Here is a 25,226-nt window from a genome sequence, read left to right on the forward strand (position 1 = left end):
CTTGGTGGGGTGTGGGGCAAAGCCCCACGTCACTAAAGGAGTACATATGGCGGTTTGCGTATTGGCGGCAGGTGGAACGGGTGGCCACGTCTTTCCGGCGGTGGCAGTAGCGGAAGCCTTGCTGGATCAGGGCGTGCAGCCATTGCTGATTACCGATAAGCGCAGCCTTTCCCTGAAGCCCGCATTTGCCAATCTGGACGGCAAAATGGGCATGGAGGTGATTGCCGCCAGCAGCCCGAGCGGCAATATCATCAAAAAGCTGACGGCCATCATCAAGCTTTCGGCGGGTACGGTGCAGGCGGCGAAACTGCTGAAGCGGCATAAGCCCTTTGCGGTGGTTGGGTTTGGCGGTTATCCGTCTTTTCCCACACTGGTTGCCGCACGGGCGCTGAACATTCCCATCATCCTGCATGAACAGAATGCCGTGCTTGGCAAGGCCAACCGCAGCATGGCGAATATGGCGAAGCTGCTGGCGCTGTCTTTTCCCAACACCGCGCAGGTTCCGGCGGAAGCCAAAACCGTGGTAACCGGCAATCCCATCCGCGGCGCCATCGGCGAATTGCAGAAACTCACCTACACCCCACCGGGCGGCACATTGAATTTACTGGTAGTCGGCGGCAGTCTGGGCGCGAAAGTCTTCGGCCGCATTCTGCCGGAAGCCATCAATACGCTCGATGAGAATGATCGCAAAAAACTCCGCCTTGTGCAGCAGGCTAAGGCCGAGGATGTGGAGCAACTGAAAGCCACCTATGCCGAACTGGGCGTAGAAGCCGAAATAGCGCCCTTCTTCAACGACATGCCCGCCCGCCTTGCCTGGTCGCATGCCGTCATCGCCCGTTCCGGCGCTTCCACCATCTTTGAACTCCTGCTCGCAGGCCGCCCGAGCCTGCTGGTGCCCTACCCCTATGCGGCGGATAACCACCAGCACGCCAACGCCAAGGCCCTTGCGGAAGGCCACGCCGCGACCCTGCTGGAGGAGGAGAAGGTCAGCCCCGCCAAGCTCGGCGGCTGGATTCGCGCCGCCATACACCAGCCCGGCATGCTGGCGGGCATGGCGGAAAAGGCACGAAGGCTTGCCACGCCGGATGCCGCCAGAAACCTTGCCGCACTGGCCATGGAGTGCTTGCAGAAGTAGCGCCTGCGCCCTATCCTGCTTCCGATTTTTATAAACAGGATAGCCATGAAAAAATCTTTCAATATCGGCCGCACGCTACCGCTGGATGTGGGCATCATTCACCTCGTCGGCATCGGCGGCATCGGCATGAGCGGCATCGCCGAAATTCTGCACAACATGGGCTACCATGTTCAAGGATCGGACGTGGCGGAAAGCGCCAACGTGCAGCGCCTGCGCGCCATGGGTGTGGAAGTGATGGTCGGCCATAAGCCGGAAAACATCGCCAACGCCTCCGTCGTGGTGAAATCCACCGCTGTCGATTGGGAAAACCCGGAAATTACTGCCGCACGCGAGGCAGGCATCCCCGTGCTGCGCCGTTCGGAGATGTTGGCCGAGCTCACCCGCCTGAAAATGACCATCGCCATCTCCGGCACGCATGGCAAAACCACCACCACCTCACTTGTCTCCGCCCTGCTCGCCACCGGCGGGATGGACCCCACCGTGCTCAACGGCGGCATCCTCAACGCCATCGGCACCAATGCTTACCTCGGCAAGGGTGAATGGATGGTGGTGGAAGCCGATGAGTCCGACGGCACTTTCATCAAAATCCCCGCTTCCGTCGCGGTCGTCACCAACATCGACCCCGAACATCTCGACCATTGGGGCAGTTTCGACGCCGTGCGTCAGGCTTTCACCCAGCTCATCATGAACCTGCCCTTCTACGGTTTCGCGGTCATCTGCATCGACCATCCGGAAGTGCAGGCCCTCAAAGCCCGTGTGCATGACCGCCGCGTCATCACCTACGGCTTCAGCCCGCAGGCCGATGTGCGCGCCGTCAACGTGCAGCCGGATGCCGACGGCACGACCTTCGATGTCGTGATTTCCGACCGCATGGGCCTCACCGCCCGCACCATCGAAGGCGTGCGCATCCAGATTCGTGGCGAACACAACGTGCTGAACTCGCTGGCGGCCATGGGTGTGGCTATGAACCTCGGCATCAGCGATGCCAAAATGAAAGAAGGCCTCGCGGGCTTCCAGGGCGTGAAACGCCGCTTCACCAAAACCGGCGCGGTGAACGGCATCACGGTAATCGACGATTACGGCCACCACCCGGTGGAGATCGCCGCCACGCTGAAGGCAGCCCGGCAGGCCGTCTCCGGCAGCCCGACATCCGGCACCACGGGCCGTGTGCTGGCTGTGGTGCAGCCGCACCGCTTCACCCGCGTGCGCGATTTACTGCCGCAGTTCGCTTCATGCCTGCATGATGCCGATGCCGTCTGGATCACCGACATCTACACCGCCGGCGAACAGCCGATCGAAGGCATCAACCGCACCTCGCTGGCACAGGCCATCCGCCAGAACGGCCACAAGGATGTGCGCGAGCTGCAAAGCCCCGACGACCTGGCAGGCGAGATACTGGGCATGGCCAAACCGGGCGACTATGTCATCTGCCTCGGCGCAGGCAGCATCAGCGCCTGGGCGCATGCCCTGCCGCAGCAGATGGAAGCGCTGCTCAATCAAACGGATGCTCAAAAGGTTTAACGCATGAGCCATCAGTCGCAGGTCGACCAGTTTGCCGAATCCTTCCGCCCGCAAAACCCTTATGCGAGTGCGATGCATAAGACGCTGGCGGATTTCGGCGTACCCGCCATCGACCCGCACACCTACATGCAGGCAGGCCTGCTGGTGAGCGACATCAGCTACCGCATGCAGATGCGCATGCTTACCTCCAAAGACCCGTTCAACGACACCTGCACCGTCTTCCTGCGCGAGGTACGCCAGGTGTCGGACAATGAATTCTGGTTTCTGGTGGAACAGTCGCTCGACGGCACGCCGGTGGTATTTTCCAGTGCGTTTGTGGCGGAGATTTACGACGGCATTCCGCCGCAGCGCTTCACCAATCCTTCCATGCAGCTCAGCCTGAGCGGCCTTTCCGCCTGGACGGCCAAGCTGGGGCTAACGCTTTCCACACGCATTGCCCAGTTCACCGGCACGCCGGTGCACACCATCCCCGAATTCATCGACCATCTGCGCCCGCTGGCGGCGGAGAAATACCAGCGCCTGCTCAACATGCTGCATGTGCTGCTTTACCTTTCGATGGATGACGGCTTCCTGTTCGAAAGCGAGCGCAAGGTCATACGTTCGCTTATTCAAAAAGGCCTTGGCAAGAACAGCCGCGATCTGTTCGCCTTCACACGCTATGCCGACAATGCCTATGTCACCGTGCCCGCCTTCAAACACAGCATGGCAGCCTTGCTGCCCATGAGCGCGCAGGAAGCACATTTCCTGATCGAGACCACCAAGGCGCTGGTGGCCTCCGACGGTGTGTTCAGCGAATCGGAGGAGATCTTCATCCAGCAATTGCGCAACCTGCTGGAAGGTGTGCCCAGCCAGGCGGTGCATGCATGAGCTCACCAGCTCCCTCATTCGCCAATGCCGACATGGTGCATGGAAGCTGGCGCGCCAATGCGCCGCTCAAACAAAGCAACTGGTTTCAGGTCGGCGGCCCGGCGGAATGGCTCTTCAAGCCGGATGACGCTAGCAGCCTCGCCGCGTTGCTGGCGCAAAAACCTGCCGACATGCCGCTCACCGTATTGGGCGTCGGCTCCAACCTCATCATCCGCGACGGCGGCTTGCCGGGCATTACCATACGCCTGGGCCGCGCCTTCAATCACCTCAACATCGTGCCGCATCCGGCGGGCTTTCTGGTGACGGCGGGTGCCGCCGTGCTTGGCCGCAACGTGGCGCTGAGCGCCGCCGATCAGGGTGCGGGCGGGCTGGAATTCATGATCGGCATTCCCGGCACCGTGGGCGGCATGGTGGCCATGAACGGCGGCGCCTATGGTCGCGAAATCAAGGACTGTCTGCTGCGCGCCGAACTCGCCCTGCCGGACGGCACCCTGCGCTGGTTCAACCGCGACGAACTGCCCATGCGCTACCGCTTCGGCGGCCTGCCGGAAGGCGCCATCATCACCCAGGCGGAGTTCCTGGCGTGCCATGAAGCCCCCGATACGTTGCGCACACGACTTAACGAGATCGTCACCCAGCGCGAAACCACCCAGCCTATCCGTGAAAAAACGGGCGGCTCCACGTTCAAAAATCCTGACGCGGCCGCCTCGCTCGGCAAAAAAGCCTGGCAACTGGTGGACGAGGCAGGCTGTCGCGGCCTGAAGCGGGGCGGTGCGCAGATTTCCGAAAAACACTGCAACTTCATGATCAACACCGGCAACGCCACAGCTAAGGATCTTGAAGAACTTGGCGAGGAAGTGCGCAAACGCGTGTATGAGAAATTCGGCTTATGGCTGGAATGGGAAATCAAACGCATCGGCACGCCGTAAGATAAACGGCTGGATTAATCGTCCCGTCCGTAGAACCCGGCATATTTCACACCGGCGGGGGCCTTGCAATCCGCAGGGCTGCCATCCTGCGTGATATTCACGCCCTTGGGCTGAAACGCAAACCCCAGTTTACAGCTATCCTGCTGAAAGCTTCCAATCGCTGCCGCGAGCGTCATGTCGCCCTGCAGCTGCCCTACGTCCTGTGCGCCATTCACTTTGCCAGCCGCCGCGTAAAGCGAGAAATGGTACTGGCCGGGCTCCGGCTTGCGTTCCACTTTCAGGAAGGACACTTCCGTGTAATCCTTATCCTGCGTGCAGGCGGCATCTCCATTACAGCCGCGCGCATAGCGCCCAGCCGTGCGGATGCCCGATTGCGCAATACAGCTGCCATCCAGCTTGGCGCGTAAACGGTCCAGTTCATCGCCGGAAATCACATTATCCTCGCCTGCCACTTCGCGCAGCGCGCTGCCCAGGCAGCTATCCGCCTGCACACCGTCGCGCAGCGGCAGCTGGGCGCGCAGCACCATGCGGGAAATATCGGTCGTCTTGTCGGTAATATTGACCGTCTGCGTCACATCCGCCAGGCAGGCGGTCAAGCCGTCATCGAACGCATCCAGCTGCAAGCCGCTGGCTTCTTCTCCATAAAGCAGCACCAGCAGCGCCACGGCATTAACCGAACGCTCCAGCGTCACCGTACCCTTGTCGGCCTGCGCATCCACTTTGCTGATGCCACCCTGACAGTTGGCGCCACCCATCACCGCCATCACGCGCGTCAGCATTTTGCCGCTGCGGCGCATCACATACAGGTCCTGGTTATAGCTTGGGTCCGGCACTTCGCGGCTACGGATGAACCAGAGCTCGTGCCCCAGCGCATGGCCGATCAGCCGCCAGGCCGCATCCTGCCCCTCCCCGGCATGAATCAGGTTCCAGGTGCTGCCATCCTCATCCTGCTGGGGTTTGGGCTTATCATTGCAGGTGCTGGTGTCGATGGTCTTGTCTTCCAGCGGCGCATGCACGGAATCCGTGTCGGTGATCAGCAATGAGGCCACGCAATCCTCACGCAGGTCCAGCGCCTGTGCGTCATGCACATGGCCTGCCGCAAGCAGCATCAGCAGAGCAAAAAGCCAGCGAACCATGAAAACCCCGTTACTTCAACTGCTCTATCGCAGCAACGGGCCCATGCATACCGTCATTGGCTCCTTGGGGCAATGGCTGATGAAATAACCTATGTATGTCAGGATATTACCGCAAAAGGCCCGCCGGATTGGATGGATTCCAGCAGCCTGGCCTCCAATCCGCTTGGATTATCGCGAAATGCCTTGGTGTGCAGGGCTTCCGCAAGCGTGCCGAGCACCAGTTGGTCATCCACGGTGGTTTGGGTCAGTTCACGCTCTTGCAGGGCATCCAGTGTCTGCTGGATAAGGTTGATGCAACTGTCAACCTGGGCCTGCTGCGCTTCCAGCTTCACAGCCTTCAGCATCAGATCCGCCGCCACCCGCTCCCAATCCTGCACATGGCCGTTATTTAAACGATGCGCTTCGGGAGACTGGAATGCATCGACCAGCTGATCAGCATCGGCATAGGCGGCGAACACATCGCTCGGCACCTGCACTGTATATTTTAAACCGTTTTGAACAGGGCGCAGCACAGTTCTCATGCCCTGGGCCTCACTTATGACCTCTGGTGCAAGATCGCCTTTTTTTAAACCCTTCACTGCTGCACGTAAATCCTCAACAGTCGGAAGATCATCACGTGAAAAACGGAATTTACCACCTGTGGCATGCATGATGCGCAATATGGTGGGACTATCACCTTTAAGAACAATATCGGCGCTACTGGCTTTGCGGATGAGCATTTTATCACCACCGGCATAAGCCACACTCACCTCAGGAAGAATATCACGAACGGCTTCCAGCGCATCAAGCTTGTGCAGTTTATCCATGGGCTCCATTTGCGCCACACCGCCTGCATCGTTGAATACACATCCGGTGCCGATGACAAATGGCGGCTCTTTACCGAGATAGGTGTAAATCTGGCTCGTAAAGCCCTGAGCAAAAGGCACAAGCGTGGCGGTGATGAACACGGGAGCGACCTCCTCGTCATCCAGATGCTCCAGCACATAAGCCGCCAGCGGGAACAGAATACCCTGCGCGTGATCTTCCCTGCCTTTGTCGATATGGAACATGCGGGCAGCAAGGCGACCCATCGCTTCCAGCACCGTGTCGGACATCAGGGGCATGGTGCCATTGGCCAAAGGGCGCAACGCATTCAGCGTCGGTTCTTCCTCAATCAGGGGAGCGAACGGCTCATAACGGTAGGCTTCAGGCACGCGATGCGTGATGCGGTCCATCACGCTGCGCCAGTAATATTCGCTACGGGAAGGGTCTTTTTGCGCGCATTGCAGCAAGGCCAGATACAACAGGTAATTATTTTCGGTATAGCGCTCGGGAGCATGGGTGCCACGCTCATTCACCATTTCGGCAAAAAGGTCCTTTTTGCTCTGCGGTGTTTCGGTGGATTCGTCCACTTTGTCTGCCAGCTGCCTGAGGTGATCTACCAGTTCATTCAGTCTGGTATGCTCGGCGGCATTAAGTGTTTTTTCTTTTCGGGCATCCAGGTCGTAATAATTCTCGCCACCGGCAACCAGTCCAAGCGCTACGTAGGATTTATCGATCACGGCCTCGGTGGTCACCGTCAGGTCCATGTCCATCAGGGCTATACGTTTTGGGTTTGCCGCCCCCAACGCTTCCAACGCGGCCTGGTTTCGCTCATGTACAAGCGAACCTTTCAACAAATGGGTATCGATCATCTCTTGTAGTCCGATTTTTTATAGTTCGTGGCCACTGCCACCGGCGCCGGCTGCCCGCGCGGCGGAAGCGACAACCTTATTGCCCACCTCGCCCACGCTGATGCCGTAGGCCGTCGTATCAACCTGCTGTGACAACATTTTGACAATTTCCTGAAAGATTTTTTGCCAGAGCATGCCGCCGGGAAAGTTAAACACCAGCGCCTGCTGCAGCATGGGCATGAGTTTCTTGAGAAATTCCTCAAAACTGAGCTGGCCGAGATTGAAGACCGATTCCAGCCCGGTGGATTCGATATCGGGGAACATGCCGAACATCCGGTGATTGCCACCCCCGGCGCCTTGACCGGCTAACATGGCTTGAAGCGCTGCATCCATGGTTCACACCTTGCTTATTTCATGCAAATATAGCACAGCAAGCTTACGGAAATATGAAATGAAGGTCCATTGCCATGCACGCCATCGATAGCACCCTTGCCAAAATGGGCATCACGCTCCCCATCCCCACCCCGCCTGCGGCCAATTATGTGCCTTATGTGGTGCATGGCGGGCAGGTCATCATCTCCGGCCAATTGCCTATGAAAGACGGCCAGCTGGCTTTCACCGGCAAGGTGAAAGGCGATGAGGATATCGAACAGGCGCAACAAGCCGCCCGCTACTGCGCCATCGGCGTGCTGGCACAGTTGAAAGCCGCCCTCGGCGGCGAATGGGCCAAACTCGACCGCTGCCTGCGCCTCGGCATCTTCGTCAGCGCCCCCGCCGGTTTCGAGAAAGCCCACCTGGTGGCCAACGGCGCCTCCAACCTCATTGCCGAAGTACTTGGCGACATCGGCAAACACGCCCGCTCCACCATCTGCGTCACCGAACTGCCGCTCGGCGCCCTGGTTGAGGTGGAAGGCCTGTTTGCCGTAAAAGCCTAGGCGACCTGGTTCGCCCTGGTATCATTCAGCACCTGAATGCAGGCCTGAATCATAATGTTTTGCGTATCTTCGGGAATGCTGCCGCCGCGTTGCTCGGCCATAAACGCCCCGAGCGCAGAACCCGCTAGAACAATGCTCGGCCGTAAACTGGACCAGATCAGCTGGTGCAGCAGCTCTTCGGCGACCTCCGCGTTATCCTCATCCTGAAACCGTGTATGCAACTCCTCGCGCAACAACCGCAATGTTTCCAGCTGCGAAGTGTAAATCACATCGTCAACAAGCGAAGACCGCTCCTCCACATGCGCACATGCTCTTAGGAATGCTTGCTCTGCAGGTTTTTTGAACCGCTCGCGGTCCACATCGTCCAGCAGCAGGTAATGCCGCCGCCAGATGCCTTCAAAATAAGCCTGCAACTCGTCAAACGTCTTGTCGGTATAATCCATATCCATCTCCCTGTTTTACAGGAAGATACCCCTATAGATCAGCCATATCAAGCGTTTATGCCGCCTGTTTCGCCTGCGGTTTCAAACCGTATTGCTCAATCAGCGTCTCGGCGATCTGCACCGCGTTGGTCGCCGCGCCCTTGCGCACGTTATCTGCCACCACCCACATGGAAAGCCCGTGCTTCACGCTTGGGTCCTCCCGCAGGCGGGAGACGAACACCCCGTCCTCGCCGGAGATCTCGGCGGGAGTAACGAACATCTCGCGCTCGTCGAAATTCGTCACCGTCACACCATCGGCATCCATCAGCAGGTCGCGCGCATCCTCGGCGGAAAGCGGGTATTCGAACTCCACATTCACCGCCTCGCTATGGCCCACAAACACCGGTACGCGCACGCAGGTGGCCGCCACTTCGATTTTGGGATCAAGGATCTTTTTCGTCTCCACCACCATCTTCCATTCTTCCTTGGTGCTGCCATCATCCATGAAAGCATCGATCTGCGGAATCACGTTGAAGGCGATCGCCTTGGCGAATTTCTTCGGCGGTTTGCGCTCGTTCATGTAAATCGCCTTGGTCTGGTCATACAGCTCGTCCAGCCCTTCCTTGCCCGCACCGGAAACGGACTGGTAGGTTGCCACCACCACGCGCTTAATGGTCGCCGCCTTGTGCAGCGGCGCCAGCGCCACCACCATCTGGATGGTCGAGCAATTCGGGTTGGCGATGATATTGCGCTTGCGGAAATCCTTCAACGCATCGGCATTCACTTCCGGCACCACCAGCGGAATATCTTTTTCCATGCGGAAATAAGAAGTGTTGTCGATCACCACGCAACCGGCCTCCGCCGCCTTCGGCGCAAATTCCTTGGAGACGCTGGACCCCGGAGAAAACAGCGCGATATCGGTTCCGCGGAAATCATACTTGGCGAGGTCCTTCACCTTCAGCCGCTGATGGTCGCCGAAGCTCACTTCCTTGCCTTCGGACTTGGCGGAGGCCAGCGCCACCACCTCCGACACAGGGAAATCCCGCTCATGCAACACATCCAGCATGGCACGGCCCACATTGCCCGTCGCCCCGACTACCGCTACTTTGTAACCCATAACACTCTCGTTCATTTCATTATAAAACCCGAACCGGTACTTCGTTATATTTGGCGAGTTGCTCAATCAGGCCGTTGCCACGCAACGCCAGGGTATAGCAACTCATCTTTTCGGAAGTGCCGACATCCACGTCAAAGGCCTCTATACCGCAATAGCAGGAAAAATCATCGTTTTTCGCAATCATGGATAAAATGGCGTCCTGGCAGTCCGTTTCCAGTCTCGGCTGCCTGTAAGGCTCGGCGATCAGCAGCCCGTATGCCTGGAGCTGCTCGTAGGCGCCAAGGAACACCAGCACCTCGTCGGCGCCGTCCAGCAGCCCTTCATAGGCCACCGGGCCGTTATCCAGCGGACGGAGCGTTATCACATCGGCGGATTCCCTGCCGTTTCTGTAATAATGCCGTCCCATTATCGGGGTTTGGTAAAGCACGCCGAAGGGAGTGTTTCCCTGAAGCACGTCGGCCAGCTGCTGTTGGGTGAAACGCACCCTATTTACCATGGCTCTCACCTAAAAACGTCTTGCGAAGCCCTTCCCCGGCAACCAGAAGATACACACCGAAATCAGGCTCACAGGTAGAGCCGTCATAGGTCGTGGTACGCACATCAAGGTCATAAGATGCTTCTGAAAAGCCCATGTATTTCATATTCCGCTGCACAATCTCAAGCACGGCAGGCGCAAGTGCCAATGCATGGGTCTCTTCATCTTCAACCACAATGCCATCTTCAATCAGAACGTCTTTTTCGCCCAGCACCTTCAGCATGAAATCAGGCTCATCATCCTTATGCGGCAAAAAATAGAGATTGGGTTTGGCCTGCTCAATGGCTTCCATCCAGAAATATTCGTCATAGACGGTATTTTTAAAGAGCCGCCCCAAATGACGTCCATGATGCGGTTTGGTTCTAACCGCCTCCGTCACGGCTTTTCCCAGGGCGATGGCCATGGTCAGGTCGGCATCTTCCGCGCAGGGATAGAGCCTCCCATGCGCCAGGGTCCCAAACACCAGTTGGTTGATGTAATCGTCCGTTACCAGCTTTCCCATATGCCTCCCCGCACTTGGTTAAGCCGCACCCCGCTTGCCCTGCGCTTTTTCAACCAGCGCGGCGAAACGTTCCAGCACGGCTTTGCCCATCTCGGCGGTTCCGACAACCTTCTCGCCCCCCACTTTTTCATTGGGCTTGGCGATGTCTCCGGTGCGGATGCCCGCTTCGAGGGTTTGATTCACGGCAAGCTCCAGCGCATCGGCCAGTTCGCCCCGGTCGGCTGAATAGCGCAGCAGCATGGCGAAACTCAGGATGGTTGCCAGCGGGTTGGCCTTGCCCTGACCCGCGATATCCGGCGCGCTGCCATGCACCGGCTCATACAGCGCCGGGCGCTTGCCTTTGCTGTCTGCCGCGCCGAGTGAGGCCGACGGCAACATGCCGAGCGAGCCGGTCAGCATCGCCGCCGCATCCGAAAGGATGTCGCCGAAGATATTGCCCGTCACCATCACGTCGAACTGCTTGGGGTTGCGCACCAGCTGCATCGCCGCATTGTCCACATACATATGGCTAAGCTGGATGCTGGCATATTCTTTCGCCTTCACCCATTCCATCTCCTCGCGCCACAGCTCGGTCGTCTCCAGCACGTTGGCCTTATCCACCGAGCACACACGCCCATTGCGCTTGGCTGCCAGGTCGAACGCCACACGACCGATACGGCGAATCTCTTCGGTCGTATACACCATCGTGTTCACGCCACGGCGGCTGCCATCGGCCAGCGCTTCCACCCCACGCGGCTCGCCGAAATAAATATCGCCCGTCAGCTCACGCACGATCATGATGTCGAGCCCGGCCACCAGTTCCGGCTTGAGGCTGGATGCATCCACCAGCGGCGCGAAGCAGATGGCGGGACGCAGGTTGGCGAACAACCCGAGCTCCTTACGAATACCAAGCAACCCACGCTCAGGGCGCACCGCATAGGCCAGCGGCTCCCACTTCGGACCACCCACAGCGCCGAGCAAAATCGCATCCGCCGCTTTGGCCTTGGTCAGCGTTTCCGGCGGCAGCGGGTTGCCGGTCGCATCATAGGCGGCACCGCCGATCAGGGCGGAATCCGTCTCAAACGCCATGATGCCCTTGTCCGTCAGGTAACGCACAATCAGCTCCACCTGCGCGGCCACTTCAGGGCCGATGCCGTCACCCGGGAGATAAAGCAGTTTGAAAGCCATCAGGCCGCTCCTAAAGTCGTGGATTCGTTATACAGCCAGGGCTGCGATGTTTTTTGCTTCGCTTCGAACGCATCGATATCGCCCGCATGTTCCAGCGTCAGGCCGATATCATCCAGCCCGTTCAGCAGGCAATGTTTGCGGAACGCATCCACCTCGAACCCGAAGGGGCCGACACCTTCGGCGCTGACCGTCTGCGAGGGCAGATCCACCGTGACCTGCTTGCCCGCTTTGGCGGCGCTCATCAGCTGGTTCACCTGGCCCTCCGGCAGCACGATCGGCAGCATGCCGTTCTTGAAGCAATTATTGAAAAAGATATCGGCAAAGCTCGGCGCAATCACGCTGCGAATGCCGAAATCATTCAACGCCCAGGGCGCATGCTCGCGGCTGGAACCGCAGCCGAAATTCGCACCCGCCACCAGAATCTGCGCCTTGTCGTAAGGCTTTTGGTGCAGCACAAAATCATCAATGCGCGTGCCATCCACCGCATAGCGCATTTCATAGAACAGCCCCTTGCCAAGGCCTGTGCGCTCAATGGTGGTAAGGAACTGCTTGGGGATGATCATGTCGGTATCGACATTCATCAAGGGCAGCGGTGCGGCAATCGCCGTCAGGGTGGTGAAGGCTTTCATGGGTTATTTCCTCAACAAATCGCGTACATCGACAAAATGGCCCGCAATGGCGGCTGCCGCAGCCATCGCCGGGCTCACAAGGTGCGTGCGCCCGCCGCGGCCCTGACGGCCCTCGAAATTGCGGTTGGAGGTGGACGCGCAACGCTCACCCGGCTTCAGCTTGTCCTCATTCATCGCCAGGCACATGGAGCAGCCTGGCTCGCGCCAGTCGAACCCCGCCTCGGTGAAGACCTTGTCCAGCCCTTCGGCCTCTGCCTGTTCTTTCACAAGGCCGGAACCGGGCACGATCATCGCATGCACATTCGGCGCCACATGGCGACCACGCGCAATCACGGCGACTTCGCGCAAATCTTCAATCCGCCCGTTGGTGCAGGAGCCGATGAACACCTTGTCGATGCCGACCTCTGTCAGCTTCGTCCCCGGCTTCAGCCCCATATAATCCAGCGAGCGCGCCACCGCGTCGCGGCGGCTGGAATCGTCAAACTGCTCCGGCGCGGGCACCTTGTCGGTAATGGCCGCCACATCCTGCGGGCTGGTGCCCCAGGTGACGATGGGGGCGATATCCGCCGCATTCAGCGTCAGCTCATGGTCATACTTGGCACCGGCATCCGACGGCAGGGTTTTCCAGTAAGCAACCGCCTGCTCCCAATGGTCGCCCTTCGGCGCTTTGGGGCGGCCCTTAAGATAGGTGAAGGTCGTCTCATCCGGCGCGATCAACCCGGCGCGTGCACCGGCTTCGATGGACATGTTGCACACCGTCATGCGCCCTTCCATGGAAAGGCTCTGGATCGCCTCACCGGCATATTCGATCACATAGCCCGTGCCGCCCGCAGTGCCGAGCTTGCCGATAATGGCCAGCGCGATATCCTTGGCCGTTACGCCGAGCGGCAGTTTGCCGTTCACCGTCACGCGCATGTTCTTGGCGGGTTTTTGCAGCAGCGTTTGCGTGGCCAGCACATGCTCCACCTCGCTGGTGCCGATGCCGAAGGCCAGCGCACCGAATGCACCATGTGTGGAAGTATGCGAATCCCCGCACACGATCGTCATGCCAGGCAGCGTCAAGCCCTGCTCCGGCCCGATGATGTGCACAATGCCCTGGCGCTTATCCGTCAGCGCGAAATAAGGCACGCCGAAACTGCTGCAGTTGCGCTCCAGCGTTTCCACCTGAATGCGTGAATCTTCCACGCGAATGCCCTTGGCGCGGTTTTCGGTCGGGATATTATGGTCGGCCACGGCCTGCGTGGCGCCCGGGCGGCGCACGTTGCGGCCCGCCAGACGGAGCCCCTCAAAAGCCTGCGGGCTGGTGACCTCATGCACCAGATGGCGGTCGATATAAATCAGCGCGGTGCCGTCTTCCTGCACACGCACAAGATGATCCTGCCAGATTTTGTCGAATAGGGTACGTTTGCTTGTCATAAATCCCAGCCTTTTCCGAAGAAAGGCACGTTAATACACAGGTTCAAGCCGCGCAAGGCTTCTGCATGAATTTTTGATGAAAAGAAAGGGCGTGGGATGACTCCCACGCCCTTTACAATGCAATCGCTAAAACTTAGCGATTAAGCCGCATCCGTCTCGCCGGATTTTTCCTGACCACGGGTCAGGTCCAGCTTCTCACGGATACGGGCCGACTTACCGCGACGATCGCGCAGGTAGTAAAGCTTGGCGCGGCGAACTTCACCACGGCGCACCAGCTCGATGGATTCCAGACGCGGGCTGTACAGCGGGAACACGCGTTCCACGCCTTCGCCATGGCTGATCTTACGGACGGTGAAAGAGGAATTGATGCCGTCATTGTGGCGGGCGATGCACAGGCCTTCGAAAGCCTGAACGCGCTCGTTGTTACCTTCAATGATGCGTACATTCACTTTAAGCGTATCACCAGGCGCAAAATCAGGAACTTTGCGGTCTAGTTTGGCGATTTGCTCTTGCTCGAACTGCTGAAGCAGGTTCATGATTTCGCTCCTTAACTAGGGTTGATGAACTCGGGATGAGATCATCGCAAAACCTTGCCATTCAAGGCTTTGCGATATCCTCACTTGCGATAAGCCTGCCAGAGATCCGGGCGTCGCTCACGCGTGGTCTTTTCCGCTTCCTCCTGCCGCCATGCTTTCACTTTCGCATGATGGCCGGATGTCAGAATCTCCGGAATCTCCCTCCCCTCCCACACGGGCGGACGGGTATATTGCGGATATTCCAGCAACCCTGCCGAAAAACTTTCCTCATCGGCGGAAAGCGGCTCACCCATTACACCGGGTATCAGGCGAACACAAGCATCAACCAGCGTCAACGCCGCGGGCTCACCGCCGGAAAGGACGTAATCGCCGATGGCGAATTCTTCCACTCCGTGATGGTCCAGCACCCGTTGGTCAATGCCTTCGAACCGGCCAGAGATAATAACGATATTTTTGGAATTTACCAGTGATTTTACATCCGCTTGGCCAAGTTTGCGCCCCCGCGCGCACATGGCCACCAAACGGGGGGCCTCCGGCAGCGCCGCAAGCGCAATTTCTTTAGCCTTTTCAATCGCATCATGCATCACATCGCATTTCAGCACCATGCCCGCGCCGCCGCCATAGGGCGTGTCGTCCACCGTGCCATGCTTGTCTTTGGCAAAATCACGCAGCTGCACGGCCTTATAGCCCCAGATGCCCTGCTCCATTGCCCGCCCGGCCAGCGAATAGGCCAGGTGCCCGGGAAACATCTCCGGAAACAGCGTGATAAAGGTGCTGTGGAACTGGAGGCTCATTCGTCCTTTACCTCCACCTCATCCGGCGGCGTGAAGGTGATCTGCCGTGCACTCACGTCGATATGCGGGAAATTCGCCTTGGTGAAACTCACCATCTCGCCCTTACGCAACGGATCGTCAAAGGCGATATCGAGTATATCCCCCGCGCCATATTGCAGCACCGCCTGCACCACGCCGAGCGGCTTGCCCGCCGCATCCACCACGCGCATGCCGCGCAGCTCCTCAATGTAAAACTCATCTTCTTCCGTCTCAGGTAGATGCTCTGCCAGCGTGTAGAGCTTCATGCCCTTCAACGCCTCAGCCGCATTCCGGTCCCTTACTCCGGGAAACTGCACCACCAGCATGCCCTGCCCCGTCATGCCTACGATCTCAAGCTCCTGCGGGCGCCCCTTTTCATCGGTCAATGGGTAATCCAGAATCGCTTCCGGGTCGGCCGTGTGCGCCTTCAAACGCACCTGCCCGCGCACCCCTTGGGGGGCGCCAACCTCAGCCAGCAATATCCGGTCATCGTTTTTCATGTTTTACCCAACAAAAAACCCCTGCGCGTTTATCACACACAGGGGCTTATCGAAAGCAGAACCGCTAAACTATGCGGCAGCTTCACCTTCAGCAGCAGGAGCAGCGGCTTCCTCAGCGGGAGCGGCTTCAGCCGGTGCGGCAGCAGCCTCGGCGGCCTTGGCAGCAGCGGCCTCTTTCTCAGCGGCAGCGGCTTCAGCGGCTTCTTTGGCAGCCGTTTCAGCAGCGGCGCGGGCTTCGATTACAGCCTTTTTCTCACGCTTGTAATCCAGGAATTTCGGCTTGTTCTTCAGCATGCCGGCTTCAAACAGGAAGCGGGCCACGCGGTCCGTCGGCTGGGCGCCGGTGGAGAGCCAGTATTGGATACGGTCGGCATTCAGCTTCAGGCGCTGGCCGCCATCTTTCGGCAGCAAAGGGTTGTAGGTGCCCAGACGCTCGATGAACTCACCATCGCGCGGCGCACGCGCATCGGCGGCTACCACACGGTAGAAGGGGCGTTTTTTAGCACCGGCACGGGCCAGACGAAGTTTTACAGCCATGATTCTGTTCTTTGGTTAATGGTCAGTTTAATAAGGGATGGTGTCCATAGCCCAAAAGATTCCCCTTGGCTAGTGATTTTTTCACCTTTCCCTATAAATATCCGCCAATAATAACATTAACGACATAGATACGAGCAAAGCGAGTTGGGCTATTGAGGCCCCGCGCCATAATTGGCTCGTACCGCGAACGCAGTGAGCAAACGCCAAGTTAATAGCAGCTAATTTTAGCTGCTATTAATCCTCTGTTGACCAATCTTACGCTATGGCTAGCTTCCAATAGAATAATATTAGGTTACAGGCTTCACCATGAGTAAACTCGTCCCAACCGCGCAGGAAGCCTTGAAAGGCCTGTTATTTGACGGCATGACCATCATGTCCGGCGGCTTTGGCCTGTGCGGCATCCCGGAAACATTGATCTCCGCCATCCGTGATTCGGGCGTCCAAAACATCACCGTCATCAGCAACAATTGCGGGGTGGATGATTTCGGCCTGGGGATTTTGCTGAAAACCCGCCAGATCAAAAAAATGGTCTCTTCCTATGTAGGTGAGAACAAAACCTTTGAGCAGCAATACCTGAGCGGCGAACTGGAACTGGAATTCAACCCCCAGGGCACCCTGGCCGAGCGCATCCGCGCCGGTGGTGCGGGCATTCCGGCCTTCTACACCGCCACCGGCTATGGCACCATCGTGGCTGAAGGCAAGGAAACACGCGAGTTTAACGGCCGCCATTACGTAATGGAAACCGGCCTGACGGCCGACCTGGCCATCGTCAAAGCCTGGAAAGGCGATGAAAAAGGCAATTTGATTTATCGCAAGACAGCCCGCAATTTTAACCCCATGATGTGCATGGCGGGAAAGGTGACCATCGCGGAAGTGGAGGAAATCGTTCCCATTGGCAGCATTGGGGCGGATAATATCCATACTCCGAGCATCTTTGTGCAGAAACTCATTAAGGCAAGCCTGTGCGAAAAACGCATTGAGCGCCTCACCACGCGGAGCAAATGACATGCCTTGGACCAACGAAGAAATGTGCCAGCGCGCCGCGAAGAACTTCTTCCCAGGCTGCTACGCCAACCTCGGCATCGGCATGCCCACCCAGGTGGCCAATTACATCCCCGAAGGCATGGAAGTGACGCTGCACAGCGAAAACGGCATGCTAGGCATGGGCCCCTACCCCTTTGAAGGCCAGGCCGACCCCGACCTTATCAACGCCGGCAAGGAAACCATCACCGAGCTCGCCGAGAGCAGCTATTTCGATTCCGCCACGTCATTCGCCATGGTGCGCGGCGGCCATATCGACCTCACCATTTTAGGCGCGCTGGAAGTTGCCGAGAATGGCGACCTGGCCAACTGGATGGTTCCGGGCAAAATGGTTAAAGGCATGGGCGGCGCCATGGATCTGGTGGCCGGTGTAAAAAACATTGTGGTGTTGATGGGCCACGCCGCCAAGGACGGATCACCCAAGCTGCGCAAGGCATGCAGCCTGCCGCTGACGGGCATGGGCGTGGTGAACACCGTCATCACCGAGCTGGGAGAATTTCGCATCCAAAAAGGCAAGGGTGTGCGCCTGGTGGAAATTGCCCCCGGCGTAACGCTTGAGGAAATCAAGGCCAAGACGGAGTGCGATTTCATTCATGGATGACGAGAATGGTATCAATGGCGGCTTGAACGGCGGGCTGAAGGATGTCCTTTCCCGGCTTGAGAATTATTCCGACAAGATACCCAGCGAGATCCGTCTGAGCGTCACCAAACGCGCCGCGCAGAATTTCAGCGGCCGCAAACTCAGCCAGGACGATATGGACGTGGCGCTGTCGATGTTTCGCATCATGTGCCGCGACGTGGAAGTGGAAATACGCCAGGTGCTCGCCGAAAGCCTGAAATCCGACCCCATGCTCCCGCGCGATATCGCCCTGGTCATGGCTAAGGATGTGATTGATGTCTCCTCCCCTCTGCTGCAGTTCAGCCCGGTGCTGGAAGACAAGGACCTGCTGGAAATCCTGAAGGATAACCCGCCTGTGGCTAAGCAACTGGCCATCGCCACCCGCCCCGTGGTGAACGAGCCGGTCGTCATGGCGCTGGTGGAAAACGGCCCGCAGGACGTGCTGGCCCGCGTCATCGAAAACCAGGGCGCCAAGCTGAACGACCAGAGCGTGCTCAAGGCATTCGAACGCTTCCCCGAGGCCGAGTCCTCACTCATCCGCATGGTGGAGCGCCACGCCCTCCCGCGTGAGGTAATGGACCGCCTTGTGAGCAAGGTCTCCCTGAAACTGCGCGGCGCATTGATGGAAACCAGCGGTGGCTCGGCAGCCCCGTCACGCGTGGACGACGCCATCATGGCCACCGAGGAATGGGCGCGTCTGACGCTCGTCGCCAAGGCAAGCCAGAAAGAAATGGAAAGCTATGTGGACGAGCTCAACCGCACGCAGAAGCTCACCCCTTCACTGATGCTCCGCGCGCTTTGCTGGGGCTATGTGAATTTCTTCGAAGCCGCCATCGCCAGCCGCGCCAACGTGCCGCTGAACAATGCGCGCCAGTTACTGCACGATCAGGGCCCTCTCGGCTTCAAGGCCATTTACAAGGCCGCCAACATGCCCGCCGGCATGGGCGAGGCCATGAAAGTGCTCTTTCACATGGCACTGGATGCCATCAAGAACCACGAGGAGAACGCCCGCTTCCCCGAGGCATTGCTGGAAGGCATCATGCGCGGAGGCTATCAGGGAAAAGTGGATAATATGGCCTACATCGTCGCCCTGCTTGGCCACAATATCCGCATCGGCATGCAATCTTAACCAAGTTAACCCTTTTTCAGTTCAATCTGTTAAGATGGCCTGACAGGCGGAGTTTCTATGGTCATCCAGCTCAAAAAGAAAATACCGTTCGCGCTCGTTTCCGATGATACGGAAAAGGCCGCAAGCGCGCGCGTGGCGCTGGAGGAGCAATATCAGTTCCTTGATCTGCGCAAGGACAAGCGGCACCTCAGCGGTATTATCGCGCTGGGTGGCGATGGCTTCATGCTCCACACACTGCACCGCTTCATGGGCAAGAACATTCCCGTCTATGGCATGAACCGGGGCACGGTGGGTTTTCTCATGAACCGTTTCCGCGTCGGCGGGCTGGAGGAGCGCCTGGCGACTGCCGAAGCCACCACGCTCTATCCGCTGCGCATGTTCGTGCGCACGCTGGATGGCAGCCATCACGAAGCGCTGGCCATCAACGAGGTCTCACTCCACCGCCAGACGCGCCAGGCCGCCAAGCTTCGCATCATTGTGGACCATGTGGTGCGCATGGAGGAGATGATCTGCGACGGTATCCTGGTCGCCACGCCAGCCGGTAGCTCGGCCTATAACCTTTCCGCCAACGGCCCCATCCTGCCGCTGGTGTCAAACATCGTGGCGCTCACGCCCATTTCGGTGTTCCGCCCGCGCCGCTGGCGCGGCGCGCTGCTGCCGAGCAACGTCACGCTGCATTTCGATGTGATCGAGGCGCAGAAGCGTCCCGTCAGCGCCGTGGCGGATTTTACCGAAGTGCGCAACGTCACCGAAGTGGAAGTGAGCGAATATCGCGGCCACAGCCTTACCCTGCTGTTCGACCCCGAACATAAACTGGAAGAACGGATGCTCAAAGAGCAGTTCGCCCCTTAAAATACTAGAGGGCTACTGCCGGTTTCATGTTGGCCACGGCTTCTTCCTGCGCTACCTTGTCCATATAAAGACGCTCGGTGGTGTGGATTGTCTGGCGTTCCTTGCTCACCTCATTGGCATTGTAGGCTTCCTGGCCCACGGCATTGAACGCGCCAAGAATGAACGTAGCATCGGCAAACGCTTTGGCCCCGCCGATCACCACGGCATTGGTCGGGCTGCGGCGATATTGCTCGGCAATCCCTCTGGCCTCGTCTTCGCTGAAGCTGACGGCAAGGCCGTTTTTGGCATTGAGCTTATCGACCGTCAGTTTCACCAGCTCGGCGCGCGCATCGGTGCGGAGCACATCATCGGCATAGGCCGTTGCCGCGCTGGCGGTAACACTGGCATAAGGCCCGAGAACCGGCACACCCCAGAAAACCGCAAAATTGGCGAATGAACGCGCCGCCCCCTCCAGAATACTGGCTCCCATATCGCGTTTGAAGGCGGAAATCCCGAACTGCTCGAACCGGTGTTCATCGGCCACCAGGTCGTTCACCTCATCGCGGCTCAGTGTTTGAATGTCTGCCATATCAATCTCCGTAAAGCGGCGTTACCGGTGCATAGGGTTGCAAATCTATGTGAAAATGGCGTGACGGCCCTTAAAAATCCACCTCAATGCCGTTCTTTTCCCAGGTTCCGTAACGGGTTGGCTCCGGCCCTTTGGGCCCGCCATATTCCTTGGATTTCTGGGGTTTTTCCGCCTGATTGACAGGTTTATCGGGCGTAACTTGTGGCTTTTCGCCTGTTTTGGAAGATGACGTCATGGCAAAAACACCGTATGTGCAGGGGATGACAAGTTACCATAATCCTAAATCTTCGCCAAGCCGCACGCAGGAACGTGAAAGCATGACGCTCCGCCGCAGCGCCCGTCAGCATCATCAGCGCGCCAAAACCGAGGGCCCCTCCCCCGGCGTTGCCGCCCGCCAGGCCGCCGCGCTGACGCTGGAGGCCATCCTCTACCGCTACAAAAGCTTCGACGAAGCCTTGAGCCTTGCCTGCCGTGAGCTCCGCCTTCGTCTGCCGCTCATCCCGCCGGATCGCGCCTTGATCCAGCAACTGGTTTTCGGCGTACTGCGCCACCTGCCCGAGCTCAAATCCATGGAGCGTCATTTCATCGACCGCCCGCTCAGCGATGAGCAACGCCTGGTCAGCATCCTCATCTGGATGGGCGGCTATCAGCTGGCCTGGCTTGGCATGCCGCCGCATGCGGTGGTGGATACGGCGGTGGAAGTTGCCAAAAAGCAACCCGCCACGCGCGGCTTCGCCAAGCTGGCCAATGCCGTGCTTCGCCGCATCACCGACAGCAAACAGACGCGCCCCTGGCCCAAGCCAGCCTCCCCGCTGGACGGCCTGCCCGATTGGCTGCGCGCACGGCTGGAAGCATCCTACCCGGCGGAACGCCTGAACCTCTGGGCCGCCTGCTGGCAAAGTGAACCGCCCCTTTACCTGACATTTAAGGAAAATGCCGAAGCCTGGGCACAGGAACATGGCGGCACCATGCTGCCTTCCGGCACCCTGCGGGCCCCTGACAACCTGCCTGCGGACATGACCGCCTGGCCCGGTTACGAAGACGGCAACTGGTGGGTGCAGGACGCCGCCGCCAGCCTCCCTGTGATGCTGATGGGCAACCTCAAAGGCAAAAAGATTCTGGAAATCGGCGCGGCCCCCGGCGGAAAAACCGCCCAGCTCGCCGCCGCGGGCGGCTATGTGGTCGCGCTCGATCGCTCATCCCAGCGCATGAAACGCCTGAAAACCAACCTCAAGCGCCTGAAGATGGAAGCCGAATGCGTCATCGCCGATGCGCGTGAATATAAGGCACGCCTCAGCTTCGACGCCGTGCTGATGGATGCTCCCTGCAGCGCCACCGGCACCATCCGCCGCCACCCCGATCTGCCCCATGTGAAGACCGCGCAGGACATCGCCGAACTTACCGCACTGCAGGCCGAGCTGCTGGACAAGACCCCAGGCTGGCTGAAAAAAGGCGGCGAACTCTGGTACATCACCTGCTCCCTCCTGCCGGAAGAAGGCGAACAGCAGATTGACGCATTTCTGCAACGCCATGCGGACATGACCCGCAAACCCTTTTTGCCCTCTGACCTGCCTGCCGGGCTGGAACAGGCCGTCACCAAGGAGGGCGACCTGCGTCTGACGCCGGAATTCTGGCAGGAACATGGCGGCATGGATGGATTTTTTGTCGGCCGTCTGGTAAAAACAGCCTGATTCATAGGTAGCGTATGCCCGTAAAAATCGCCCCCTCCATCCTCTCCGCCGATTTCGCGAAACTCGGCGAGGAAGTTGCCGCCATTACCGAAGCCGGTGCGGATTACATCCACGTGGACGTGATGGACGGCCATTTCGTCCCCAACCTCACCATTGGGCCGGACGTGGTCAAGGCCCTCCGCCCGCACAGCAAACAAACCTTCGACGTGCACCTGATGATCGAACCGGTCGATCATTTCATCCCCCTTTTCGCCGATGCCGGGGCGGACATCATCACCATCCATGCCGAAAACCGCCACGCCAACGGCGTGCACCTGCACCGCTCGCTTTCGCTCATCAAATCGCTCGGCAAAAAGGCGGGCATCTCGCTGGTACCTTCCACCCCGCCGGAAACTATCGCCTACCTCATGGACATGCTTGACCTCGTGCTGGTCATGAGCGTCAACCCCGGCTTCGGTGGCCAGTCCTTCATTTCGTCCCAGCTGCACAAGATCCGCATCCTGCGCGGCATGATTGAGAAAAGCGGACGGCGCATTGATCTGGAAGTGGATGGCGGCATACAGGAAGCCACGGCTAAACAGGCCGTCGATGCCGGTGCCGATGTGCTTGTTGCCGGAACGGCCGTCTTTAAGGGCGGGCCGAAAACCTACAAGGACAACATACAACGTCTGCGTGTATAATCGCTACACATTCTACTATTGCGTGCCAAATCGGAATAAGATACACCCTTGGGTAGCATTTCAACCCATGGAGGTATCTTGTGCCGGAAACCATTTTGATTGTGGAAGACGAAGCCAGCCAGCGCGCCACATTGGCGCATTTCATCCGTCAGGATTTGAATATGGAGGTACTGGAGGCCTCCAGCGGCAGCGAAGCGGCTGAGCTGCTGCTCTCTCAAAATATAACCCGGCCGGATGCCGTGATTCTTGACTACCACATGCCCGGCCTTTCCGGGCTCGATGTGCTGGAAACCGTCCGCCCCCGTCTGCCGGAACTGCCCATCATCATGCTGACCAGCAACGAAAAGGTGGAAACCGTCGTCAATTGCATGCGCGTCGGCGCGAGCGATTACATGCTCAAGCCCTTCTCACGCGAACGTCTGCGCGTCACCCTGCTCAACATGCTGAAACTGCGCAGCCTGGGAGAGGATGCCCTGCGTTACACCCGCCTGCAGGACAGCGCCGTGACCTTCAACGACCTCACCGGGCACTCGCTTGCCTATGCGCGCGCCGTCAGGGCCGGTGAAGCCGCCAGCAAGCACGATGCACCCGTGTTGCTGCAGGGTGAAAACGGTGTCGGCAAGGAATGGTTCGCCCGCGCCATTCACGGCAGCTCCGCGCGCCAGGGCAAGCCCTTTATCGCCATCAACGCCAAGGCAACCCACACGGTTTTGCTGGAAAACCGTCTGTTCGGGCTGGAGGCAGGCAATTTCACCCAGGGCGCCCTGCCCTACATGGGCAAATGGCAACATGCGGAAAACGGCACCCTTTACATCGGCCATATCGAACTGCTGCCACACCCGGCCCAGGCAAGGCTCATCAAGCTCCTGCAGGAAAACAAGGGAATGCCCGGCGTACGCCTGATCGCCGGCACCGAACACAGCCTGGGCGACCTTGAGGAAAACGGCCTGCTGCGCAGCGATCTGCGTCACCTGCTGGAGGCCAATTGCATTCGCATTCCCGCCCTGCGTGAGCGGGAAGACGACGTGATCCACCTGGCCGAGCGCATGCTGCGCCTTTATTCCGCCACCGAGCAGAAACCCCTGCGCGGTATGGATGAATCCGCCAAGGCGGTGCTGAAAAGCTACGGCTGGCCGGGCAACATCCGTGAACTGGAGCACACCTTGCTGCGCGCGGCCATCCTGTGCCGGACCGACCAGATCAGCGGCCCCGATCTCCTCAACATCAACGCCGCGCCCCCCACGGTTGCCAACGATGCCTCACGCATCCGAAAGCCCTCGAGCTACCGCGGTACGCAACAGGAATGGCTGCCGATGCTGGACCAGCACGGCCATTTCAAAACCCTGGACGAACTGGAAGAAGCCATCATGCAGCGCGCGCTGGACCTCTGCAAGGGCTGCATCAGCGATGCCGCGCGCATACTGGGCGTGGGACGCTCGACCATGTATCGCCGCTTGAACCTCGGGGTTGAGGCCGTGCGCGCGTGACCGAAAAATCACCACGCGGTTGTGGATGAAACGGGTGGGGAGCAAGATTTTATTAATCTTGCCCCTCTAGTGTCGCAACAGAGGTTTTCTGAAAACGGAAATCTCGCAAACCCTCTCAGGACCCAACCATGCTGGCCGCAACCATGAGCTACGCCCCTCCCGAAACCACCACCACCACCCGGCTGGCGGAGCTGATCGCCACCCGTCTGTGCCACGATATCACCGGCCCCATCGGCGCCATCAATAACGGCGTGGAACTGCTGGCCGACAGCGACCCGGACGGCATTGCCGACGCCACCATGCTGATTGAGAGCAGCGCGAAAGACGCCGTTTCACGCGTCAAGTTCTACCGTATATGCTACGGCAGCCCCCGCGCGGGCAGCAGCATGCAGCTCAGCGATGTGCAGCAGATATTCAGCGACTATATCGGCGATGGCCGCACCAAACTCGCCTTCGACTGGCAGCATCCCGAACATCTCCAGGGCAGCATGAGCACGGAAGAAGTCCGTCTTTCCGCCCTGCTGGTGATGATCGGCGACGAATGCCTGATCCGTGGCGGCCAGGTGAAGATCGGCAGCCTTTCCACCGGCGGTCAGCCGCAATTCCGCCTTCATGCCGAAGGCATCAAAACCCAGATGGAAGATGCCAACCTCAAGCAGCTTCTCGGCCTGGCCGATGCCAGCCTGCTGAGCGCCCACAACGTGCATCTCGGCTGGACTTATCAGATTGCGCAGCAGATGGGACTTTCCCTCCGCGCCGATCTGTCACCCGAACTCACCTCCTTCACCATCACCGCAACCCGTAGTTAGTG

At 58.9% G+C, this 25,226-nt stretch carries 29 protein-coding genes; 13 read left to right on the forward strand and 16 right to left on the reverse strand.

Translation table 11 applies throughout. The annotated features are described in order from the left end of the window. Positions 1–46: 46 nt before the first annotated feature. Genes murG through murB form a run of 4 tightly spaced genes read left to right on the forward strand, consistent with a single transcriptional unit; the run spans position 47 to position 4,452 of the window. The gene (gene murG / locus GC177_05810) at positions 47–1,135 is read left to right on the forward strand and encodes an undecaprenyldiphospho-muramoylpentapeptide beta-N-acetylglucosaminyltransferase (protein MBI1275468.1); all 1,089 of its coding nucleotides are present in this window, start codon (positions 47–49) and stop codon (positions 1,133–1,135) included. 45 nt (positions 1,136–1,180) lie between these two features. Further along, on the forward strand, positions 1,181–2,656 hold the full coding sequence (locus GC177_05815; GenBank protein ID MBI1275469.1) for a UDP-N-acetylmuramate--L-alanine ligase: 1,476 nt from the start codon (positions 1,181–1,183) through the stop codon (positions 2,654–2,656). 3 nt (positions 2,657–2,659) lie between these two features. Further along, positions 2,660–3,523 carry a hypothetical protein gene (locus tag GC177_05820; GenBank protein ID MBI1275470.1) on the forward strand — a complete coding sequence of 288 codons (864 nt, stop codon included), beginning with the start codon at positions 2,660–2,662 and terminating at the stop codon, positions 3,521–3,523. Between the two features lie 32 nt (positions 3,524–3,555). Continuing rightward, positions 3,556–4,452, forward strand: a complete 897-nt coding sequence (gene murB / locus GC177_05825) for a UDP-N-acetylmuramate dehydrogenase (protein MBI1275471.1) — start codon at positions 3,556–3,558, stop codon at positions 4,450–4,452. A 14-nt stretch (positions 4,453–4,466) separates the two neighbouring features. Here the strand turns inward: murB and GC177_05830 are convergent, their stop codons facing one another. From GC177_05830 to GC177_05840, 3 genes are all read right to left on the reverse strand, one after another. After that, a complete protein-coding gene (locus GC177_05830; GenBank protein MBI1275472.1) occupies positions 4,467–5,588 on the reverse strand; it encodes a hypothetical protein in 1,122 nt (373 codons plus the stop codon). 98 nt (positions 5,589–5,686) lie between these two features. Then, complete coding sequence (locus tag GC177_05835) at positions 5,687–7,261, reverse strand: hypothetical protein (GenBank protein ID MBI1275473.1); 1,575 nt, start codon at positions 7,259–7,261, stop codon at positions 5,687–5,689. 18 nt (positions 7,262–7,279) lie between these two features. Beyond that, entirely contained in the window at positions 7,280–7,633 is a 354-nt protein-coding gene (locus GC177_05840) for a hypothetical protein (protein MBI1275474.1), read from the reverse strand. Between the two features lie 74 nt (positions 7,634–7,707). On the opposite strand from GC177_05840, the gene GC177_05845 reads away from it, so the two are divergent. Further along, positions 7,708–8,175, forward strand: coding sequence for a RidA family protein (locus GC177_05845; GenBank protein MBI1275475.1), 468 nt, complete (start codon positions 7,708–7,710; stop codon positions 8,173–8,175). On the opposite strand, the gene GC177_05850 is transcribed toward GC177_05845, so the two are convergent. The 11 genes from GC177_05850 to rpsP form a co-directional block, all read right to left on the reverse strand. Then, a complete protein-coding gene (locus tag GC177_05850) occupies positions 8,172–8,618 on the reverse strand; it encodes a hypothetical protein (GenBank protein ID MBI1275476.1) in 447 nt (148 codons plus the stop codon). The genes GC177_05845 and GC177_05850 overlap by 4 nt on opposite strands. A gap of 55 nt (positions 8,619–8,673) precedes the next feature. Then, positions 8,674–9,714: an aspartate-semialdehyde dehydrogenase gene (locus GC177_05855; GenBank protein MBI1275477.1), complete on the reverse strand. Its 1,041-nt coding sequence runs from the start codon at positions 9,712–9,714 to the stop codon at positions 8,674–8,676. Positions 9,715–9,733: 19 nt separating this feature from the next. Then, entirely contained in the window at positions 9,734–10,210 is a 477-nt protein-coding gene (locus GC177_05860) for a hypothetical protein (protein MBI1275478.1), read from the reverse strand. Continuing rightward, positions 10,200–10,751 (reverse strand): hypothetical protein, encoded by a 552-nt coding sequence (locus tag GC177_05865; GenBank protein ID MBI1275479.1) that lies wholly within the window; start codon positions 10,749–10,751, stop codon positions 10,200–10,202. Before GC177_05865 ends, GC177_05860 begins: the two co-directional genes overlap by 11 nt. A gap of 18 nt (positions 10,752–10,769) precedes the next feature. Continuing rightward, entirely contained in the window at positions 10,770–11,918 is a 1,149-nt protein-coding gene (gene leuB, locus GC177_05870; GenBank protein MBI1275480.1) for a 3-isopropylmalate dehydrogenase, read from the reverse strand. Continuing rightward, on the reverse strand, positions 11,918–12,547 hold the full coding sequence (gene leuD, locus GC177_05875; GenBank protein ID MBI1275481.1) for a 3-isopropylmalate dehydratase small subunit: 630 nt from the start codon (positions 12,545–12,547) through the stop codon (positions 11,918–11,920). Before leuD ends, leuB begins: the two co-directional genes overlap by 1 nt. Before the next feature lie 3 nt (positions 12,548–12,550). Further along, positions 12,551–13,963: a 3-isopropylmalate dehydratase large subunit gene (gene leuC, locus GC177_05880; protein MBI1275482.1), complete on the reverse strand. Its 1,413-nt coding sequence runs from the start codon at positions 13,961–13,963 to the stop codon at positions 12,551–12,553. Positions 13,964–14,103: 140 nt separating this feature from the next. Continuing rightward, on the reverse strand, positions 14,104–14,499 hold the full coding sequence (locus GC177_05885) for a 50S ribosomal protein L19 (GenBank protein ID MBI1275483.1): 396 nt from the start codon (positions 14,497–14,499) through the stop codon (positions 14,104–14,106). Between the two features lie 80 nt (positions 14,500–14,579). After that, a complete protein-coding gene (gene trmD, locus GC177_05890) occupies positions 14,580–15,293 on the reverse strand; it encodes a tRNA (guanosine(37)-N1)-methyltransferase TrmD (GenBank protein ID MBI1275484.1) in 714 nt (237 codons plus the stop codon). Further along, a complete protein-coding gene (gene rimM, locus GC177_05895; GenBank protein MBI1275485.1) occupies positions 15,290–15,811 on the reverse strand; it encodes a 16S rRNA processing protein RimM in 522 nt (173 codons plus the stop codon). The genes trmD and rimM overlap by 4 nt, the downstream gene beginning before the upstream one ends. 69 nt (positions 15,812–15,880) lie before the next feature. Next, the gene (gene rpsP, locus GC177_05900; protein ID MBI1275486.1) at positions 15,881–16,348 is read right to left on the reverse strand and encodes a 30S ribosomal protein S16; all 468 of its coding nucleotides are present in this window, start codon (positions 16,346–16,348) and stop codon (positions 15,881–15,883) included. Positions 16,349–16,654: 306 nt separating this feature from the next. On the opposite strand from rpsP, the gene GC177_05905 reads away from it, so the two are divergent. From GC177_05905 to GC177_05920, 4 genes are read left to right on the forward strand one after another with little or no spacing between them, the layout of a single operon-like run. Next, positions 16,655–17,353 carry a 3-oxoacid CoA-transferase subunit A gene (locus GC177_05905; GenBank protein ID MBI1275487.1) on the forward strand — a complete coding sequence of 233 codons (699 nt, stop codon included), beginning with the start codon at positions 16,655–16,657 and terminating at the stop codon, positions 17,351–17,353. 1 nt (position 17,354) lies between these two features. Next, a complete protein-coding gene (locus tag GC177_05910; protein MBI1275488.1) occupies positions 17,355–17,990 on the forward strand; it encodes a 3-oxoacid CoA-transferase subunit B in 636 nt (211 codons plus the stop codon). Then, positions 17,983–19,137, forward strand: coding sequence for a DUF2336 domain-containing protein (locus tag GC177_05915; protein MBI1275489.1), 1,155 nt, complete (start codon positions 17,983–17,985; stop codon positions 19,135–19,137). Before GC177_05910 ends, GC177_05915 begins: the two co-directional genes overlap by 8 nt. A 57-nt stretch (positions 19,138–19,194) precedes the next feature. Next, the gene (locus GC177_05920) at positions 19,195–19,989 is read left to right on the forward strand and encodes an NAD kinase (protein MBI1275490.1); all 795 of its coding nucleotides are present in this window, start codon (positions 19,195–19,197) and stop codon (positions 19,987–19,989) included. A gap of 4 nt (positions 19,990–19,993) precedes the next feature. On the opposite strand, the gene GC177_05925 is transcribed toward GC177_05920, so the two are convergent. Both GC177_05925 and GC177_05930 read right to left on the reverse strand, forming a co-directional pair. Then, positions 19,994–20,557 (reverse strand): hypothetical protein, encoded by a 564-nt coding sequence (locus GC177_05925; protein ID MBI1275491.1) that lies wholly within the window; start codon positions 20,555–20,557, stop codon positions 19,994–19,996. Between the two features lie 70 nt (positions 20,558–20,627). Beyond that, positions 20,628–20,792 (reverse strand): DUF1674 domain-containing protein, encoded by a 165-nt coding sequence (locus GC177_05930; GenBank protein ID MBI1275492.1) that lies wholly within the window; start codon positions 20,790–20,792, stop codon positions 20,628–20,630. Here GC177_05930 and GC177_05935 point away from each other — a divergent pair. From GC177_05935 to GC177_05950, 4 genes are all read left to right on the forward strand, one after another. Next, positions 20,791–22,248, forward strand: a complete 1,458-nt coding sequence (locus tag GC177_05935; GenBank protein MBI1275493.1) for a methyltransferase domain-containing protein — start codon at positions 20,791–20,793, stop codon at positions 22,246–22,248. The genes GC177_05930 and GC177_05935 overlap by 2 nt on opposite strands. A gap of 14 nt (positions 22,249–22,262) precedes the next feature. Then, positions 22,263–22,928: a ribulose-phosphate 3-epimerase gene (locus GC177_05940; GenBank protein ID MBI1275494.1), complete on the forward strand. Its 666-nt coding sequence runs from the start codon at positions 22,263–22,265 to the stop codon at positions 22,926–22,928. A gap of 80 nt (positions 22,929–23,008) precedes the next feature. After that, positions 23,009–24,415 (forward strand): response regulator, encoded by a 1,407-nt coding sequence (locus GC177_05945; protein ID MBI1275495.1) that lies wholly within the window; start codon positions 23,009–23,011, stop codon positions 24,413–24,415. 128 nt (positions 24,416–24,543) lie between these two features. Then, positions 24,544–25,224 carry a hypothetical protein gene (locus GC177_05950; protein ID MBI1275496.1) on the forward strand — a complete coding sequence of 227 codons (681 nt, stop codon included), beginning with the start codon at positions 24,544–24,546 and terminating at the stop codon, positions 25,222–25,224. The last annotated feature ends 2 nt before the right edge of the window (positions 25,225–25,226 follow it).

The organism is bacterium (genome assembly GCA_016124905.1).
Classification (GTDB): domain Bacteria; phylum Pseudomonadota; class Alphaproteobacteria; order Rickettsiales; family RI-342; genus RI-342.

What these genes read in the sequence shown, in the direction of transcription:
- GC177_05905 (MBI1275487.1), top strand. Translation starts at nt 16,655, where the DNA reads ATGAGTAAACTCGTCCCAACCGCGCAGGAAGCCTTGAAAGGCCTGTTA.
- GC177_05920 (MBI1275490.1), top strand. Translation starts at nt 19,195, where the DNA reads ATGGTCATCCAGCTCAAAAAGAAAATACCGTTCGCGCTCGTTTCCGAT.
- GC177_05855 (MBI1275477.1), bottom strand. Translation starts at nt 9,714, where the DNA reads ATGGGTTACAAAGTAGCGGTAGTCGGGGCGACGGGCAATGTGGGCCGT.
- murB (MBI1275471.1), top strand. Translation starts at nt 3,556, where the DNA reads ATGGTGCATGGAAGCTGGCGCGCCAATGCGCCGCTCAAACAAAGCAAC.
- murG (MBI1275468.1), top strand. Translation starts at nt 47, where the DNA reads ATGGCGGTTTGCGTATTGGCGGCAGGTGGAACGGGTGGCCACGTCTTT.
- GC177_05840 (MBI1275474.1), bottom strand. Translation starts at nt 7,633, where the DNA reads ATGGATGCAGCGCTTCAAGCCATGTTAGCCGGTCAAGGCGCCGGGGGT.
- GC177_05930 (MBI1275492.1), bottom strand. Translation starts at nt 20,792, where the DNA reads ATGACGTCATCTTCCAAAACAGGCGAAAAGCCACAAGTTACGCCCGAT.
- rpsP (MBI1275486.1), bottom strand. Translation starts at nt 16,348, where the DNA reads ATGGCTGTAAAACTTCGTCTGGCCCGTGCCGGTGCTAAAAAACGCCCC.
- GC177_05935 (MBI1275493.1), top strand. Translation starts at nt 20,791, where the DNA reads ATGGCAAAAACACCGTATGTGCAGGGGATGACAAGTTACCATAATCCT.
- GC177_05835 (MBI1275473.1), bottom strand. Translation starts at nt 7,261, where the DNA reads ATGATCGATACCCATTTGTTGAAAGGTTCGCTTGTACATGAGCGAAAC.
- GC177_05820 (MBI1275470.1), top strand. Translation starts at nt 2,660, where the DNA reads ATGAGCCATCAGTCGCAGGTCGACCAGTTTGCCGAATCCTTCCGCCCG.
- GC177_05815 (MBI1275469.1), top strand. Translation starts at nt 1,181, where the DNA reads ATGAAAAAATCTTTCAATATCGGCCGCACGCTACCGCTGGATGTGGGC.
- leuD (MBI1275481.1), bottom strand. Translation starts at nt 12,547, where the DNA reads ATGAAAGCCTTCACCACCCTGACGGCGATTGCCGCACCGCTGCCCTTG.
- GC177_05865 (MBI1275479.1), bottom strand. Translation starts at nt 10,751, where the DNA reads ATGGGAAAGCTGGTAACGGACGATTACATCAACCAACTGGTGTTTGGG.
- leuB (MBI1275480.1), bottom strand. Translation starts at nt 11,918, where the DNA reads ATGGCTTTCAAACTGCTTTATCTCCCGGGTGACGGCATCGGCCCTGAA.
- GC177_05830 (MBI1275472.1), bottom strand. Translation starts at nt 5,588, where the DNA reads ATGGTTCGCTGGCTTTTTGCTCTGCTGATGCTGCTTGCGGCAGGCCAT.
- GC177_05885 (MBI1275483.1), bottom strand. Translation starts at nt 14,499, where the DNA reads ATGAACCTGCTTCAGCAGTTCGAGCAAGAGCAAATCGCCAAACTAGAC.
- GC177_05915 (MBI1275489.1), top strand. Translation starts at nt 17,983, where the DNA reads ATGGATGACGAGAATGGTATCAATGGCGGCTTGAACGGCGGGCTGAAG.
- GC177_05910 (MBI1275488.1), top strand. Translation starts at nt 17,355, where the DNA reads ATGCCTTGGACCAACGAAGAAATGTGCCAGCGCGCCGCGAAGAACTTC.
- GC177_05845 (MBI1275475.1), top strand. Translation starts at nt 7,708, where the DNA reads ATGCACGCCATCGATAGCACCCTTGCCAAAATGGGCATCACGCTCCCC.
- GC177_05860 (MBI1275478.1), bottom strand. Translation starts at nt 10,210, where the DNA reads ATGGTAAATAGGGTGCGTTTCACCCAACAGCAGCTGGCCGACGTGCTT.
- GC177_05925 (MBI1275491.1), bottom strand. Translation starts at nt 20,557, where the DNA reads ATGGCAGACATTCAAACACTGAGCCGCGATGAGGTGAACGACCTGGTG.
- rimM (MBI1275485.1), bottom strand. Translation starts at nt 15,811, where the DNA reads ATGAAAAACGATGACCGGATATTGCTGGCTGAGGTTGGCGCCCCCCAA.
- GC177_05940 (MBI1275494.1), top strand. Translation starts at nt 22,263, where the DNA reads ATGCCCGTAAAAATCGCCCCCTCCATCCTCTCCGCCGATTTCGCGAAA.
- GC177_05850 (MBI1275476.1), bottom strand. Translation starts at nt 8,618, where the DNA reads ATGGATTATACCGACAAGACGTTTGACGAGTTGCAGGCTTATTTTGAA.
- leuC (MBI1275482.1), bottom strand. Translation starts at nt 13,963, where the DNA reads ATGACAAGCAAACGTACCCTATTCGACAAAATCTGGCAGGATCATCTT.
- GC177_05950 (MBI1275496.1), top strand. Translation starts at nt 24,544, where the DNA reads ATGCTGGCCGCAACCATGAGCTACGCCCCTCCCGAAACCACCACCACC.
- trmD (MBI1275484.1), bottom strand. Translation starts at nt 15,293, where the DNA reads ATGAGCCTCCAGTTCCACAGCACCTTTATCACGCTGTTTCCGGAGATG.